Origin of the sequence: Flavobacterium sp. FlaQc-47, assembly GCF_044006475.1 — a bacterium.
Lineage (GTDB): Bacteria > Bacteroidota > Bacteroidia > Flavobacteriales > Flavobacteriaceae > Flavobacterium.
In genome coordinates, this window is sequence record NZ_JBIPCQ010000007.1 from 22,094 (window position 1) to 38,225 (window position 16,132).

Below are 16,132 nucleotides of genomic sequence, written 5' to 3' on the forward strand. Positions count from 1 at the left end.
AACCTTCCTTAAACAGGGAAATCACTGGAAAAGTTCTATTTTTGAAAGTCTGCTACATAAATTAATATTCAACTAAATCACTTTTATAAATTGAAAAATTCAACAATGCATTACTGGAAAAAAACTTTTATAATCCTGACTTTATTTACAGGAGTTACCAATCAGGCACAAACTAAAAATGAAGTAATCCCACTTTGGAAAAAAATACCGGACGAAATTAAAGCTCCTGATTATAAGGAAAATGAAAGTATTACCGATGGAAAAGTACAAAGTACAAGTTTAGTCACAATCCCAACTTTGAGCATTTTTTTACCAAAGGAAAGCAAACCCAATCAAGCCGCAGTTTTGATTTTTCCGGGCGGAGGATATCAGCATCTGGCCATTGATAAGGAAGGAACAAAAGTGGCACAATGGTTCAACAGTTTAGGAATTGTGGGCATTGTTGTAAAATATCGTTTACCGAACGATAAAATAATGAAAAACAAGAATATTGGTCCTTTGCAGGATGCTCAGGAAGCGATGCGTTACATTAGAGAAAATGCTGCAAAATATAATATTGATCCCAATAAAATTGGAATCATGGGATTTTCTGCCGGAGGACATTTGGCTTCAACCCTTGCAACTCATTATGATGAAAAAACATATGAACCAACTTCTAAAATAAGTGCCAGACCAGATTTTGCACTTTTAATTTATCCCGTAATTTCTATGCAAAATGATATTACGCATAAAGGATCCCAGGAAAGTTTATTAGGCAAAAATGCCTCACAAACTTTGATTGATTCTTATTCAAGCGAAAAAAGAATTACAGCACAAACTCCGCCAACTTTTTTAGTCCACGCTACAGATGACACTGTGGTATTGCCGGAAAACAGCATTAATTATTATTTAGCCCTGAAGAAAAATGCCGTCAAAGCCGAGTTACATATTTATGAAAAAGGCGGACACGGTTTTGGTTTAGGGGTTCAGTATACAAGTAAATTCTGGACTAGAGATTGTGAAGAATGGCTTAAAGCAAATGGATATAAGAATTAAAATTAAATCGTTACTGCCTAATTATTTTATCTTTTCTATGTATTAAATATGTAATGCAGATTTTATTTTAACACATAGAAACATAGTATTTATAGCTTAGAAAAGGCGTTTCACTTTGCATAAAAACACATAGCTATGTTTGAAGAAACTAGTTTCTTTTTATTTACTTTTCTTTAGTTTGTAAATATAAAACCTATGTTTCTATGTGTTAAAAAATATTCACATAAAATCATTAAAACAACAAAAGGCGAAACGGATCAGGTTTCGCCTTTTTAACTAGTAGCAACAAAAAATCAAATTTAGTACCTAATAAAGATACTTAAACAGTTACTTCCTTTTGAGGAATTACTTTAGGTTTTACAACAGGAATTCCCTTTGCTGAAACCTTTTGGGATGCAGCCGGTTTTTTACCAAACTTTTGCTTTCCCCACCAAATTATAAATCCGGTAATAGGTAAACTTGCAGAAATTAAACTAGCTAAAAATGCCAAAATTTTTCCGGTAAGTCCCAATACGGCACCAACATGAATATCATAATTCATCCTGCGGATTTTATCCGGAATATTAGCTTCTATGTACTTTCCTGAAAAAGGGGATTGTATCGAAATTTCTTTCAGCGTTTGCTGATCAAAACTATAACGATCCATATTATAGAATGTATTTTTTTGTTTGTAAACAAATGCCCCAATAGCATCAGCAGGTTTTTCAGGAATTGTAACTAAAATTCCGGATGCCTGAGGATTTTGTTTTGACATATTCAGTAAAACTTTATCGATGGTTGCCAGTTCAAATGTTTTAACATTCGTAGTATCAGATTTGGGAGATTCCCTGCTTTCCACTAAAGGTTTTCCTCCGGAAGTTACCCAATATAATGATTTACTCCACCAGCCAAAACTCCACACCAAACCTGTTGCTGAAATAAAGAACAGAAAAATGCAGCTGTAAAAACCAAGTACATTATGCAAATCATAATTAACACGTTTAAAACTGGCGTCTGTTTTTATTTTAAAACTTTTATTGATAATGGACTTGATCCATTTGGTTGGCCACCAAAGCACTATCCCGGAAATCAATAGAAAAACAAAAATCAAAACAGCAATACCCACAATTGGCCGCCCAATATCATAAGGAAGCCATAAAGCCCTGTGTCCGTTTAAAATAAACCTGAAAAAATCCGGAGAATCACTTCTTGAAACTGATTTTACATTTAAAACTTCTCCCGTATAAGGATTCATGTAAACACTGGTAAAAATCCCTCCTCTTCTTCTTTTTGGTTTCTCGTCTTTTCCTTTTTCCTTGCCTTTGCCTTTTACCTGAGATTTACCATTCTCATTATCGTTTTTGGCAAGATCTTGATTTCTTCTTTTTCCTTCGCGTCTTTTACCAGCATTTTTGCCTTCTTTATCTTTTCCTTCGTCTTTTTTCTGAGTAAAATATCCCACAATAGCCGCGTCTTCTTTTGTACCAAAAGTAACGCTCGTTGCATGTTTGCCTTTCATGGTTTTGTCTGCAATTGTAACTAATTGTGAAGGCAACAGAAAGGCTTTTTCCTGAGGTTCTACATAACGCCAGTCTTCGATAAAATCTCTAATTTCATTTTCAAAAACATAAATACAACCTGTTATACTTACAATAACAACAATAATTCCAGATGCTAATCCCAGCCATAAATGCAGCCACGCCATAACGCGTTTGAAAAGCGATTTTTTACTTTTTTTCTTATTTGGATTTGATTTTGAAAAAGAAAACATATTTAATAGCGTATAAAATAAATAAAAAAACCGCAAGCCCCGAAAGGCCTACGGCTCAAAAGAAACCAATTCTTAATATTTCAATTTTGCAATTGCAGTAATTTGTCCGCCTTCCACTTTGATACCTTTTGTAGCAACACCCGTTGAACCGTTAATAGTATAAATCCAGTTTCCTTCAGGTGTATTAATTCCTACAACAGCAGAGCTGCCATCTGCACTTACAATATTATATCTGTTTACAGTACTAAAACTAATTACCGCAGGAGCATTAGTTACCCATGTAAATGTTTGAGTATATACATCAACTACCGCTAGCTTTACAGCCCCTTTATTTGTTCCCGGAGTACCATACATTTCAAGTAAAACTTTACCTTTAGAAATATAACTGGATGAAGCGATTTTATATCCTCCTGATTTTTCCTGCACATTAAAGAAATACGTTTTATCAAATTCTGTAGTTCCTTTTTTAATTTTTACAACTGCAGACGGTTTAGTAGAAGTTACAACAGCATTACTCGTTGCCGCTGCACTTGAAAATCCGTAAGCATCACCATTTTCATCCTGATACAATCCATTAGTGTAATAAGCACCTAAATAACTTGTACGGTTATCTTTGATTACTTTTTCAAGTTTAAGTTCCGGATAATTATAAACTGCAACCCATGTACTATCAGGATTTACAGTTCCAAAATTATCAAGTCCGTCCCCTTTTATACTCATATATGGCATGAATACTTTATCGCCAACTTGCGTTGCCCAGGTAAAAAATGCTCTTTCTCCGTTTCCGGCTAATTTTTTTGTATCCTGTTGTGCTTCTCCAATAATAAGTGATTTTTCGGCATCAATTTTATACATTGAAGCTATTGAAGCTGCACCGCTTCTTGGTACTTTAATTGTTAAAATATCCTTATTTATAGCGGCAAAAACGTGTACAGTTTCTGCCTGAAAATTAGATTTTTTAACCAATTTTCCTTCTGTATTCAAATTATAAGTAGTTACGGCACCCGGATTTCCTTGTCCGTAAAGCAAACTGAAAAAGTTATTTTGAGCTGTAATATAATATCGGTACGAACCGTCTTGCTCTATTCCGTTTCCGGTTGTTGTGATTGATCCTGTCGAAATATCATCTGTGGTTAACAAATAATCAGCAATTCCCTGTGCTCCCGTTGTAGCAGTAATAATGTATTTTGTTTTTCCGGTATCACCGCCAATTACTTCTTCGCCAGACTTATCAGAATCGCTGCTGCAAGAGAATGTTGTTAATGCCAAAAGTGCCAATAAAGCTAATTTGCTAGTATTTTTCATTTTATTATGGTTTTTATTAAAAAATTATTTACTTGATTTTGTGAAAAAATATCTGAATTTGATATAGAATGCCCTGCTTGGTTTTTGCAATGAAAAGTTATCATAAAGCTTATTGTCCAGTAAATTTTTACATTCTAAAGCGATATTGTATTTTCCGTTTGCGAGCGTATAAACAGCATTTAAATCATGACTGAATTGTTGCGGAATTTCGAGTTTACTATCCTTGCTTCCCATACTTGGCCATGACAAATAGTACGTGTGTACATATAATAGATTATATCCTACAGATAAATTATTTCCTTTTTTGATAAGATCATTAAAGAATATGGTGGCATCGGCATTCCCAAAAAGGAAAGGCATATTAGGGATTCTGTCTTCATAAAAAGGAGACACATAATTCTGGTTCGGTTCATACTCCGTCTTATTTCGAATATTTTGATAGGTCGTATTTACACCCGCCGTAAATCTGTTTCGGTATGAATATCGAATCTCACCATCAATACCATAATTCGTCACCTTGCCCTGATTGACATTTGTAGTCATGGTTTGATTATTATTCAGCGTTGGACGAATAAAATCAGTCGCATTTCTATGCAAAAGATTCACATCAAATGATAAAGCATTTACTTTATTAAAGCTTGTCTGATAACTTGCCCCAACGTTAAAATTATTGCTCGTTTCTGGTTTTAAAGCCAAATTTCCTTCCAGATTATCATTCACATTACCAAAAATTTCCTCAGGAGTTGGCAGTCGGTAACTTTTTTCGAACGACGCCTTTAATTGCAAATTTGGTTTTAAATAATAACTCGTTGCACCGCCATATCCTGTAGTCGAAGTATTATCAACATATTGCTGATACGCAATATCCCCGGCATTTCCTGACGGATTATAACTTCTGGAATAAGTCGTTTTTAAGGAATAATCTTTTAAGAAAACTGATGTACTCCATTTTTCATTAAAATCAAATTTATATCCCAATCCTAAAACATTCTTTTGCGTTTTTTTAGGCTGTTTATAAACCAATGATTCCGGAACTAATTCGTCACTTTCCTTACGGTCAAAAGTGGTAAAAGTATTGTTCAGCATAAAAGAGTGTCGTTCTCCCAAAGCATATGTTGCATTTGCCGTTGCCACACCGTTGTTGTTTTTAAACTTTCGAAGTGTGCGGCTTCTTTCACCGCCCAAACCTGCATATTCCCTGTATTCTCCAAACCAGTTGTATCGTCTGAAAACTGTATCTACATTTTGCTCTTCGCCAAAATTGTAATTTCCGGTCAAATTGAAATTAAGTCCTTTCGTAAATAAATCCTTTACCTGATATTTTAAAGTGGGCATCAAGATATTTCCTTTTCTGTACACTTGTCCAAATACACTTACCATTCTGGCTCCGGTTTGAATATCTGCTTTATTTTCTCCCGCTGTAAAACCAAATAATAACTTATCGGCATACTTTTTTCCGGTTAGACCCACATTCAAAATCACCGTTTCATTTCGGTATTTATCGTGAAATCTTCTCACACGCTGATTCGGAAAATAAGCACCCGTATTCAAATCAGCAACATCAACATTTACCCAATAATTATTATCTGAATAATTCTGAAAAGCATTAATTTCAGCAGTAAAACCACTTTTTGAAGTATAACCGGCATTTAAGCTGGAACGATGTGTATTGAAAGATCCAAAAGAATAAGAAGCATCCAGATATGTTCTGGGTCTGCTGTTTGTCACAATATTTACGGCACCTCCTAAAGCATCTCCACCAAGCCAGATTGGCACAACACCTTTGTAAACTTCTACACGATCTGCAAGATTTATAGGAATATTATTCATTTGAAAAGAAGAACCAAAATTATCCATAGGAACTCCATCAATAAAAACCTTAACCTGATTTCCCTGAAAACCATTGATCGAAAGTTCTGATCTTGAACCTACTCCGCCCGCTTCACGTACACGAACTCCCGAAACCCTGTCTAAAGCATGTGCAAGATCAAGAGTAGAATTATGCAATTTTTTAGCATCGATTGCCGTAACGCTGTACGCCTGCTTATTTACTTTATCGGTTTGGGAACGACCTAATACGGTTACAGATTCTAATTCGTTCAATTCACTTTCTAACTGGATGGAAAAATTTACATCATTATTTCCCGAAACTTCAATGTGTTTTTTTTGTGTTGAAAAACCAATTGCCGAGATTTTTAAAATGTGTTTTCCAGGCTTTACATTTTTGAAAATAAATTTTCCGTTTTCATCCGAAATTATGCTTAAGTCAGTTTTTTCTATAAAAATTGTAGCGTACGGAATTGTCTGCCCGGAATTTTCAGTGACTTGTCCACTAACCGAAACACCCTGATTTTGCTGGGAAAATAACAAGAACGAAAAGAGAAAAAATATACTAAAAAATAAAAATTTGTGAGTTGTCATATCTTTAATTAGACTAATTATAAATAACTTTGCCGCAAAAGTACCATCAACAACTCCAAAAAAGATAGGGAAAAACGGATTATTATTTTGTAAAAACGGATTATATTTTGAAAATTAAATCGAAAATTTTAGGACACGAAAGCTCAATTATTAAAATTGAAATTGGCGATACGCATTACCCGAAAAATCATCTGACGGAAGAAAATGTGAAAATAAATAATGATGATATTGAAGAAATTAAAAGCCACCATTTAATTACCGAAGGAATGGTTTTATTAGATACTCAAATGCACTTTTCAACTCCCCAAACCATTGAATTTGAAATTGATGAAGAATCTGTTGTTATGAATTTTATTTGTTGCAATAACGTTGAAACCCAGATCGATCAGCTTGAAACCGAAAAATATTCAAAAGAAAATACACACAATATTTTCTACACCAACAATTTTAAGGCAACCTTTAAAATTCCGGCATTTGAACATCTTAATTATTTTTCGATTATACTTTCAAAAGCGTTTTATTATAAAATTATTAATGAAGATTGGGAACTCCACAAAAAATTCTCCAATAATATCCTGCTAAAAAAACCGAGTTATTTAACATCCAAATATCTTCCGTTTACGCCGGCAATTCAATGGGTATTGCACGAAATTAAGAATTGTAATCGAAAAGGAGCGTTAAAAAAAATGTATCTCGAAGCAAAAATCAAAGAGTTATTAATCCATCAGCTTGAAACCATTAGCAGCCTTCCGGCAAAGGAACAAATAGATCAGGAAGATTACACTAAATTACAGGAAGCAAAACAAATTCTCGACAAAGATTTTGTTCATGCTCCAACATTAGCGGAACTTTCAAGGCTGATTTCACTTAATGAATTTAAATTAAAAAAGGGGTTCAAAGCTTGTTTCGGTACAACGGTAAAAAGCTATATTATCAAACTCAGAATGGAACATGCAAAAGAATTATTTCAAAATAAAGCCATAACAGTAAGTGAAGCAGCATATAAATGTGGTTATAAAGACATATCACATTTTTCGGCAGCTTTTAAAAGTTTCTATGGTTTTTCACCTCAAAAATTTAAAATCAATTGGGATATTATTCAGGTTTGGATTACCGGACTTTTATTATTTAGCTAAGCATTTAATTCATTTAAAAAAATAGATATATAAAAGATCAATGCCAAAACCTGTGGAGAAAAAAATTACCACAGAGCACCCAAAGTTTTTTCCCCAAGAAGGATGAATATAAACACAGAGTTCACAAAGCCAGATCAAAACAAAGCTTTGTGAACTTTGTGTTCGTAAGCACAATACTATAAAAATCTTTGCGAGCTTTGCGGTAAAAACCACTAATATCCATTAAATAAAAAAGGGCTTTTAGAATCAGTCAAATAAATAACCGAATCTAAAAACCCTAAAAAAATCAGACTAATTGTATGTCTTGCAAACTTTACAAATTATCCACTAAAGTGAAAATGTCAAATTTTCATTGTAAAAAAAATTGTTTCTCCAAAAACAGTAATTTTAATAGAAATCAAAAAATGATGATCAAAAGGCAAATACCATCATCTATATCGATTTCTACAACACAAAACTACACCCTACTTTAGAGAAAACATTACGGCTTTCCTCATTGCCACAACATTTTTTTAATTATTTACACTCATTCTACTTTAATTTATTGTATTTAATCAACTTATGGATTTTTATAAAGGCACTAAGTTGCAAAGTTTTTAATTATTACGTTTTTTACAGGTATTCCCGAAGTTTAAGAAATCTTTAATTTATAAAAAAACTTCTTGTCCTAGATTAAGCAAACACGTTGAATTACTATCATACATTTGCCTGACAAATTACAAGTTCTGTCAAAAATTGAAAATTGAATCTAAAAAGAAAACTTAGCAACTTAGCCACTAAAAATCTTAGTAACTTACTTTCTTATTCTAGGTTAAGTTTAAACAATGATTTAAAAAATACATTTGTAAAACAAATTACAAGTTCTGTCAAAGCTGAAAATTTAAATCTAAAGAGAAAAACTTAGAAACTTAGAACCTTTCTTATTCTAGGTTAAGTTCAAAACAATGATTTAACAAATATCTTTGTAAAACAAATTACAAGTTCTGCCAAAAATGAGATTATATCTAAAAAAAGAAAACTTAGAAACTCAGCAGCTTAGAAACTTAGAACCTAAAAAAAATGAAAACATTTGAATTCTTAATACTCGGAAAAAACGAAGCAATCTTAACTATTTTATTAAGACTAGTTAATGCTTACGAAAACTGGAACGCAGTTGGTTTCAACGATGAAAATGAAGCTCAGCAATATTTTCAAAATCACAAAATCGACATTGTTCTGTTGAGTTCCGGAATCGAAGATCATGTCGAAAAAGAGTTTACCTCTTTCTGTTTAAAAAACCAACCCGACGTTGAAGTCATCGAACACTTTGGCGGAGGAAGCGGATTATTAAAATCAGAAATAGAACACAGGTTATATTTAAAAGGAAAAAATTAGGCCAGATTCTCCCCTTTTAAAAATCCATTAAGTCTTATAAAACATTTCATCTCACGAATATCCAATGATAAATTGACGATATATCGTTAGAACCCTTATTGCCTTTTCGGAAAAACCTTTTAAAATCAACGCCTTAGCAACAAGGTACTCATTTTGAATGCAATAGATTGAATATCAAAATAAATATTTAAAAAACCCTTTTATTCACAACAAATTTAATAATCATGAAAAAATTAAACTTAACAGCAGCATTATTATTCGTAACTTTTATTGGCTTTGCCCAAAAACCAAGTCCGGGATTATTAGATCCTACCAACCATACTTTAGTCCTTATTGATTATGAAAGCCAAATGGCATTTGCAGTAGGAAGCACACCAATTGATCAGCTTCGTAACAATACAGCTTTGGTTGCCGGAGCATCAAAAATCTTCAAAGTACCAACAATTGTAACAACAGTTGCCGAAAAATCATTTAGCGGACCGGTTTTTCGTGAAATAGAAGAATTCTATCCTCAAAAAACTTCCAATTATATCGATCGTACTTCAATGAATACCTGGGAAGATGTTCCTGCTCACAAAGCAATTACAGAAAAAGGTAAAAAGAAATTAGTTTTTGGAGGTTTATGGACAAGCGTATGTATCGTAGGGCCAACATTATCAGCTATTAGCGAAGGTTATGATGTTTATGTAATTACAGATGCAAGTGCAGATGTATCTAAAGAAGCTCACGAAATGGCCATTACACGTATGGTTCAGGCAGGCGCTCACCCAATTACTTCACTACAATATTTATTAGAATTACAACGTGACTGGGCACGTCAGGGAACTTATGTAGCCGTTACAGATTTAGTTAAAAAATATGGCGGAGCTTATGGTATTGGAGTTCAATATGCTCACGAAATGTTGAAACATTAATTAATTTATCAATTAAAAATTGAGAATTAAAAATTAAAAATACTTCTACGTGTTTATTTTTTCACGCAAATTGCCTCTTCGCTTTATTACGCTCAGGCAGCAGATTTTTAATTCTCAATTTTTAATTAAATCTACCCAAAATCATGAAACTAAAAATCCTGTTACCGGTATTACTTTTAATGCTCTCCCTTCCTATTTTCGCTCAAGGCAAAAGTGCCACACTTATCATTCATCATGCCGTAATTCACACATTAGACGATAAAAATACAATTGTGGAAGCAATGGCTGTTGCCGATGGAAAAATTCTGAAAACCGGAAAAAACAGTGAGATTTTAAAATTAAAAAACAAAAAAACAACAGTAATTGACGCCAAAGGAAAAGTAATTATTCCGGGAATATTCGATTCACACATGCACATTATCCGTGGCGGAAGATTCTTTAATACCGAATTGCGATGGGATGGCGTTCGTTCCCTAAAAAAAGCTTTGGCAATGCTGAAAGAACAGGCACAAAGAACACCAAAGGGACAATGGGTTCGTGTTGTAGGTGGTTGGAATGCGTATCAGTTTGAAGAAAAAAGATTGCCCACTTTAGAAGAAATCAATGAAGCTACAGGCGATGTTCCGGCATTTGTACTTCATTTATACGGTCACGCCTATTTAAATAAAGCCGGAATTGCAGCTTTAAAAATCGATGCCAACACGCCAAACCCAAATGGAGGACTTGTAGAAAAAGATGCCAGCGGAAACCCAACCGGTTTATTAGTTGCGGAACCAAATGCCTTTATTTTATATTCAACACTTTCTAAACTTCCGGAATTATCATCTGAAGAAAAAGTAAACTCAACAAAACAATTTATGACCGAAATGAATCGTCTTGGTGTTACCGCAATTATTGATGCCGGAGGAGGATTTCAAAACTTTCCGGATGATTATGGTGTAACAAACGATTTATGCAAAGACAGCGATTTAACCATTAGAATGCCCTATTATTTATTTGCACAAAAAGCAGGAAGCGAACTTAATGATTATACTAAATGGGTCAGTACGGTAGAAATTGGCGAAGGTTGTGACGATCATGATGATAACAAAGTAGAATATCATGCACAAGGTGCCGGAGAAAATCTGGTAATGAGCGCAGGAGATTTCGAGAACTTTGACAAACCAAGACCGGAATTAAGCCCCGCAATGGAAGGACAATTAAAAGAAGTCATAGCATTATTAGTCAAAAAAAGATGGCCGTTTAGAATTCATGCCACTTATAACGAAAGCATTACCAGATTTTTGAATGTTATTGAAGATGTCAATAAGGAAACGCCGCTAAACGGACTTTTATGGTTTTTTGATCACGGAGAAACAGTTTCGGTAGAAAATTTAAAACGAATTAAAGCTTTAAATGGAGGTTTGGCAATTCAGCACAGAATGGCATATCAGGGAGAAAGTTTTATAAAAAGATACGGAAAAACAGCTGCTGCAAACACGGTTCCGCTAAAAAAGATACTCGAAATGGGAATCAAAGTCGGAATGGGGACCGATGGAACCCGTGTTGCCAGCTATAATCCGTGGGTAGGTTTATATTGGTTAACAACCGGAAAAACATTAGGCGGAACTAAATATATGCTTGACGAAAATATTCAGGACAGAACAGCTGCTTTAAAATTATTTACTTACGGAAGTGCACAATTAATTAACTTAGAAAAAGACCGCGGAACTTTAACAGCAAACAATCTGGCAGATTTTGCCATACTTTCTGATGATTACTTTAACATTCCCGAAGAAAAAATCTTAAACATCGAATCGAAACTTACTGTTGTAAACGGAAAAGTAGTGTATGCAGATGATGATTTTAGAACATTTGCCCAACCAGCCCCAAAAGCAATTCCGGATTGGAGTCCTGTAAACTATTTTGGAGGTTATCAAAAAAACTAAATTATGAAAACCTTATTCAGATTGTTGTTGCTTTTTGGATTTATTTCAATCACCAATGCCCAACAAAAACCAGTATTCCAAAGATTACGATATGACGATGATGTTACGTATTTAAAAACAGATTCGACTAAAAACCTGTACGAGAAAATCAAATATATACCGTTAAGTAAAAACAGCAACTACTTCGCCTCTATTGGCGGCGAAGCCAGATTGCAATATATGAATACCATAGATGACAAATGGGGCGACGATTCAAACGGAGCCGATGGTTATTTACTTTCTCGTTTTTTACTTCATGCCGATATTCATTTGGGGATTTTCAGGACTTTTGTAGCATTACAAAGCAGTTTTGCTACCAGTAAATTAGATCCAAGTCCGGTGGATCAAAACCAATTAGATTTTCATCAGGTATTTGTTGATGCGGAAATTATTAAAAATGAAAATCAGCAACTTACAATTCGCGCAGGAAGACAGGAAATGTCATACGGATCACAACGTTTGATAAGTGTTCGCGAACGCCCCAACAGCAGATTATCTTTTGACGGAATCAAAGCTTTTTACAGCGAAAAAACATGGCAGACAGATGTTTTTTACACTCATCCTATTGCCAATCAAATGGGTGTATTTAATGATGATTTTAATGAAAATGCCAAATTCTGGGGAAGTTATACTGTAATTCATAAAGTACCACTTATCCAAAATATCGATCTCTATTATTTAGGTTTATGGAAAAAGAAAGCTGCTTTTGATGACGCAATCGGTGAAGAATCAAGACATTCTTTTGGAACAAGAATCTGGAAATCGAAAGGAAACTGGAAATATGATTTTGAAGGATTGTATCAATTCGGAAAGATGGAAGAAAAAACGATTTCAGCCTGGACGATTTCATCAAATGTAAGTTACACATTCGAAAACGTAAAATTCAAACCTGAAATTGGCTTTAAATCCGAATATATTTCAGGAGATAAACATGCCGGAGACAATCATATGGAAACCTTTAATCCGTTATATCCTCGTGGCGCCTATTTTGGATTAGTGGGTTTAATTGGTCCTTCCAACTTAATAGATATTCATCCTTCAATTGCATTCGATTTAACTGAAAAATTAGGTTTCGGGATTGATTATGATGTTTTTTGGAGAGCCTCAATAAATGATGGTTTATATGCCCCAAACATGCAGCTTTTGTATTCGGGAAAAGACGCGACGGAACGTTTTATAGGAACCCAGTTAATCGCCAATTTTGATTATACGGTCAGCAACTTTTTAACCTTTTCAGTAGAAGGCGCGTGGTTTAATGCAGGTTCATTCCTAAAAGAAGTTGGAACCGGAAAAGATTATTTTTATTCTGCACTAACCGCTCAATTTAAGTTCTAATTATAAAGAATCATAGATTCGATGCATTTTGTAGGGATGGATTTAATCCATTCTATGCGGAAAGATTATTTTTATGGTTTTGATGATACAATTTAAATTTTAAATTTGTGTAAAACCAGATGTAAAAATGGAAAAGAAATATTCTGTTGTTTTTCATCCTTCAGAAGATGGAATTGAGGTTATCAAAAAACAAAAATTAGAATTATTCAATAGAATTGGATGGTACGGCAGCTGCAATTCTGTGGCGCATATTACAATTGGTGGATTTAAAGCAGATGAAAATCAACTTGCTAAGTACAGACAAAAAATTTTTAAAATCGCTGACACTTTAACTCCTGTTCAAATTCATTTAGATCATTTTGACGCTTATGGGGAAAGTCGGGCTTTCTTTATATCCCCAAGTGAAAATTCTAAAGCAGACTTAAAACCTATCATGAAAAAAATTCAGGAAGCACTTCTGATTGCCAGTAAAGACAGAAGCGACGATCCTCATATTTCAATAGGACGAAATCTAGAGCCTGAAAACATCCAAATTGCCCGTGATTTATTCACTACCATTAATATGGAGTTTTTATGTGATGCCATTATATTAAGAGAATTTGATCCAATTAAAAGACAATATTTTATCTTAGAAACTTTCCCTTTTGGCAGTAATCCTCAGCCGGAATTAATTCAGGGGAGCCTTTTTTAACCGCAAGGTACGCAAGGTTTTTTACGCAAAGGGCGCTAGTAATTTCTCGCAAAGACACCAAGTCACAAAGGAAATAAACTTTGCGACTTGGTGTCTTTGCGAGATTAAATAAAGCAGCTTTGCGAACCTTGTGTAAAAAACCTTGCGTACCTTGCGGTTAAATCTACCCAAAACAAAGAATCTGAAACCAAAAATAGTTTTTTTCGTATATTTGAATTTTACAATTCACTCTTATGAAATCACTAGATTCATTTTATCAGGATATTACCGAAGGTTCATCTGTAGAACCAAGTTCATTATTACCCAATGACATAAAAAAAGAAATTGGTCATTTTAATGTTTTCGATATTAAGGAACTTTACGAAAGACTGAAAGAAAAGCCCGGAATGCCATATGACCGACGTGCTTACTATAAAATTAGTTTGATTAAAGGAAAAAACCGCGCCGAATACGCTGATAAAATAATCGAAATTGACAAACAGGGACTTTTATTTGCTACGCCAAAAATTCCATACAATTATCTTCCTCAAGACACGAATCAATCCGGACAATTTTGTGTTTTTACAAGTGAATTTTTATCGAAAAATAAAAGCGGAATCGACCTGGACGAACTTCCTATTTTTGGTTCAGACGGATATCCTATTTTTCAGCTTAAAGATGAAGAAGTTACCGAAGTAGAATTGATTTTCAATAAAATACAAAAAGAAATCAATTCAGATTATATCTATAAATATGATTTAATCAGAAATTATGTTGCCGAATTAATTCACTTTGGACAAAAATTACAACCTATAACCGCTTTATATTCAAAGCATAATTCGGCTGCGAGAGTTTCATCGTTATTTGCCGAATTACTGGAAAGACAATTCCCAATTGAATCTCCAAATCAAAGGTTAGAACTTAGAACAGCCAAAGATTTTGCTGAACGATTATCCGTTCACGTCAATCATTTAAATAAAGTTTTAAAAGAAAACACGGGAAAAACCACCACCGAATTAATCACAAACAGATTAACGAATGAAGCCAAAATCCTTTTGAAACAAACGGATTGGAACATCTCTGAAATCGCATTTTCACTGGGTTTTGAAGAATTAGCACATTTCTCAAACTTCTTTAAAAAACAAACGTCGTATACGCCATTAGCTTTTAGATTGTAGATTGTAGATTGTAGATTTTAGATTTTGAAAATTGGAATTTACATTATATAGATTAGTTCTTAAAAAATCCGCGATAATCCGTGTCTTCGCAAAGCGAATCAGCGTCATCCGCGTTCAATTATACGCCTGTAAACTTAGCAAATCCCTCAACTTCGCCCAGTAAGACATAAAATGAGAATTAGAATTTGGAATTTAAAAAATTGTAATTTAAAACCTTCCTGATTTGAATTTCGCAAACATCGATTTGATATTTACAATTCCCAAGCCTTACTTCGCTCCTACCTTTGTCCTATCAATTTAAAAGATCGAAAAAGATGAACTTATCAAACAACAAAATTCTTATAACAGGTGGCGCAAGCGGCATTGGGCTTGGCTTAACCGAAAGATTTATTCAGGAAAACAACACCGTAATTATCTGCGGAAGACGTGAGTCTGTTTTAAATGAAGTGAAAGCAAAATTTCCAACTGTAATTACTAAAGTTTGCGATTTAGCGATAGAAGCTGAACGCGTAGCACTTTACGAATGGATTGCAGAAAATCACAGCGACTTGAATGTTTTAGTGAATAATGCAGGAATTCAGAAATGGGTTTCTCCTACAGATGCTGACTTTTTTGAAAGTGCTAAAACTGAACTTGCAACAAATATTGAAGCTCCGTTACATTTAACTTCGCTTTTTATTCAGTTAAAATCATTGACAACCGTAATGAATGTCACTTCCGGATTGGCATTTTCGCCTTTCGCAAAAATTCCGGTTTATTCAGCTACAAAAGCATTTTTCCGTTCGTTTACAATTTCACTTCGTCATATTTTAAAAGAAAAAAATATTGAAGTAATCGAGATTATTCCACCTGCCTTAAATACAGATCTTGGCGGTGTTGGCTTACATGACGCACATCCAAGCGTAAGTGATTTTATCGTATCTATTTTCGAACAATTAAAGAACGGAAAAGACGAACTTACTTTTGGAACCAGTGAAACCAGATTAAACGCAAGCGTGCCAGAATTGAAAGCTTCATTCGAGGTATTACATGGTAATTAATTATTGT

At 34.0% G+C, this 16,132-nt stretch carries 12 protein-coding genes; 9 read left to right on the forward strand and 3 right to left on the reverse strand.

Going from position 1 to position 16,132, the window contains the following annotated elements; translation table 11 throughout:
• Nucleotides 1-90: 90 nt before the first annotated feature.
• The gene (locus tag ACHRVX_RS19665) at nucleotides 91-1,035 is read left to right on the forward strand and encodes an alpha/beta hydrolase (RefSeq protein WP_395335352.1); all 945 of its coding nucleotides are present in this window, start codon (nucleotides 91-93) and stop codon (nucleotides 1,033-1,035) included.
• Nucleotides 1,036-1,354: 319 nt separating this feature from the next.
• Here the strand turns inward: ACHRVX_RS19665 and ACHRVX_RS19670 are convergent, their stop codons facing one another.
• The 3 genes from ACHRVX_RS19670 to ACHRVX_RS19680 form a co-directional block, all read right to left on the reverse strand.
• Nucleotides 1,355-2,785 carry a PepSY-associated TM helix domain-containing protein gene (locus ACHRVX_RS19670; RefSeq protein ID WP_395335355.1) on the reverse strand — a complete coding sequence of 477 codons (1,431 nt, stop codon included), beginning with the start codon at nucleotides 2,783-2,785 and terminating at the stop codon, nucleotides 1,355-1,357.
• A 72-nt stretch (nucleotides 2,786-2,857) separates the two neighbouring features.
• Nucleotides 2,858-4,090, reverse strand: coding sequence for a DUF4374 domain-containing protein (locus ACHRVX_RS19675; protein ID WP_395335357.1), 1,233 nt, complete (start codon nucleotides 4,088-4,090; stop codon nucleotides 2,858-2,860).
• Nucleotides 4,091-4,114: 24 nt separating this feature from the next.
• The gene (locus tag ACHRVX_RS19680) at nucleotides 4,115-6,511 is read right to left on the reverse strand and encodes a TonB-dependent receptor (RefSeq protein WP_395335360.1); all 2,397 of its coding nucleotides are present in this window, start codon (nucleotides 6,509-6,511) and stop codon (nucleotides 4,115-4,117) included.
• 107 nt (nucleotides 6,512-6,618) lie between these two features.
• Here ACHRVX_RS19680 and ACHRVX_RS19685 point away from each other — a divergent pair, with 107 nt between their 5' ends.
• From ACHRVX_RS19685 to ACHRVX_RS19720, 8 genes are all read left to right on the forward strand, one after another.
• The gene (locus tag ACHRVX_RS19685; RefSeq protein WP_395335363.1) at nucleotides 6,619-7,647 is read left to right on the forward strand and encodes a helix-turn-helix domain-containing protein; all 1,029 of its coding nucleotides are present in this window, start codon (nucleotides 6,619-6,621) and stop codon (nucleotides 7,645-7,647) included.
• 1,059 nt (nucleotides 7,648-8,706) lie between these two features.
• The gene (locus tag ACHRVX_RS19690) at nucleotides 8,707-9,021 is read left to right on the forward strand and encodes a hypothetical protein (RefSeq protein WP_395335365.1); all 315 of its coding nucleotides are present in this window, start codon (nucleotides 8,707-8,709) and stop codon (nucleotides 9,019-9,021) included.
• 224 nt (nucleotides 9,022-9,245) lie between these two features.
• The gene (locus ACHRVX_RS19695) at nucleotides 9,246-9,935 is read left to right on the forward strand and encodes a hydrolase (RefSeq protein ID WP_395335368.1); all 690 of its coding nucleotides are present in this window, start codon (nucleotides 9,246-9,248) and stop codon (nucleotides 9,933-9,935) included.
• 143 nt (nucleotides 9,936-10,078) lie between these two features.
• The gene (locus tag ACHRVX_RS19700; protein WP_395335371.1) at nucleotides 10,079-11,863 is read left to right on the forward strand and encodes an amidohydrolase; all 1,785 of its coding nucleotides are present in this window, start codon (nucleotides 10,079-10,081) and stop codon (nucleotides 11,861-11,863) included.
• Nucleotides 11,864-11,866: 3 nt separating this feature from the next.
• Nucleotides 11,867-13,237 carry an alginate export family protein gene (locus ACHRVX_RS19705; RefSeq protein WP_395335373.1) on the forward strand — a complete coding sequence of 457 codons (1,371 nt, stop codon included), beginning with the start codon at nucleotides 11,867-11,869 and terminating at the stop codon, nucleotides 13,235-13,237.
• A gap of 127 nt (nucleotides 13,238-13,364) precedes the next feature.
• Nucleotides 13,365-13,928 carry a 2'-5' RNA ligase family protein gene (locus ACHRVX_RS19710; protein WP_395335375.1) on the forward strand — a complete coding sequence of 188 codons (564 nt, stop codon included), beginning with the start codon at nucleotides 13,365-13,367 and terminating at the stop codon, nucleotides 13,926-13,928.
• 233 nt (nucleotides 13,929-14,161) lie between these two features.
• Entirely contained in the window at nucleotides 14,162-15,085 is a 924-nt protein-coding gene (locus ACHRVX_RS19715; RefSeq protein ID WP_395335378.1) for a helix-turn-helix domain-containing protein, read from the forward strand.
• A 314-nt stretch (nucleotides 15,086-15,399) separates the two neighbouring features.
• Nucleotides 15,400-16,125: an SDR family oxidoreductase gene (locus tag ACHRVX_RS19720; RefSeq protein ID WP_395335381.1), complete on the forward strand. Its 726-nt coding sequence runs from the start codon at nucleotides 15,400-15,402 to the stop codon at nucleotides 16,123-16,125.
• The last annotated feature ends 7 nt before the right edge of the window (nucleotides 16,126-16,132 follow it).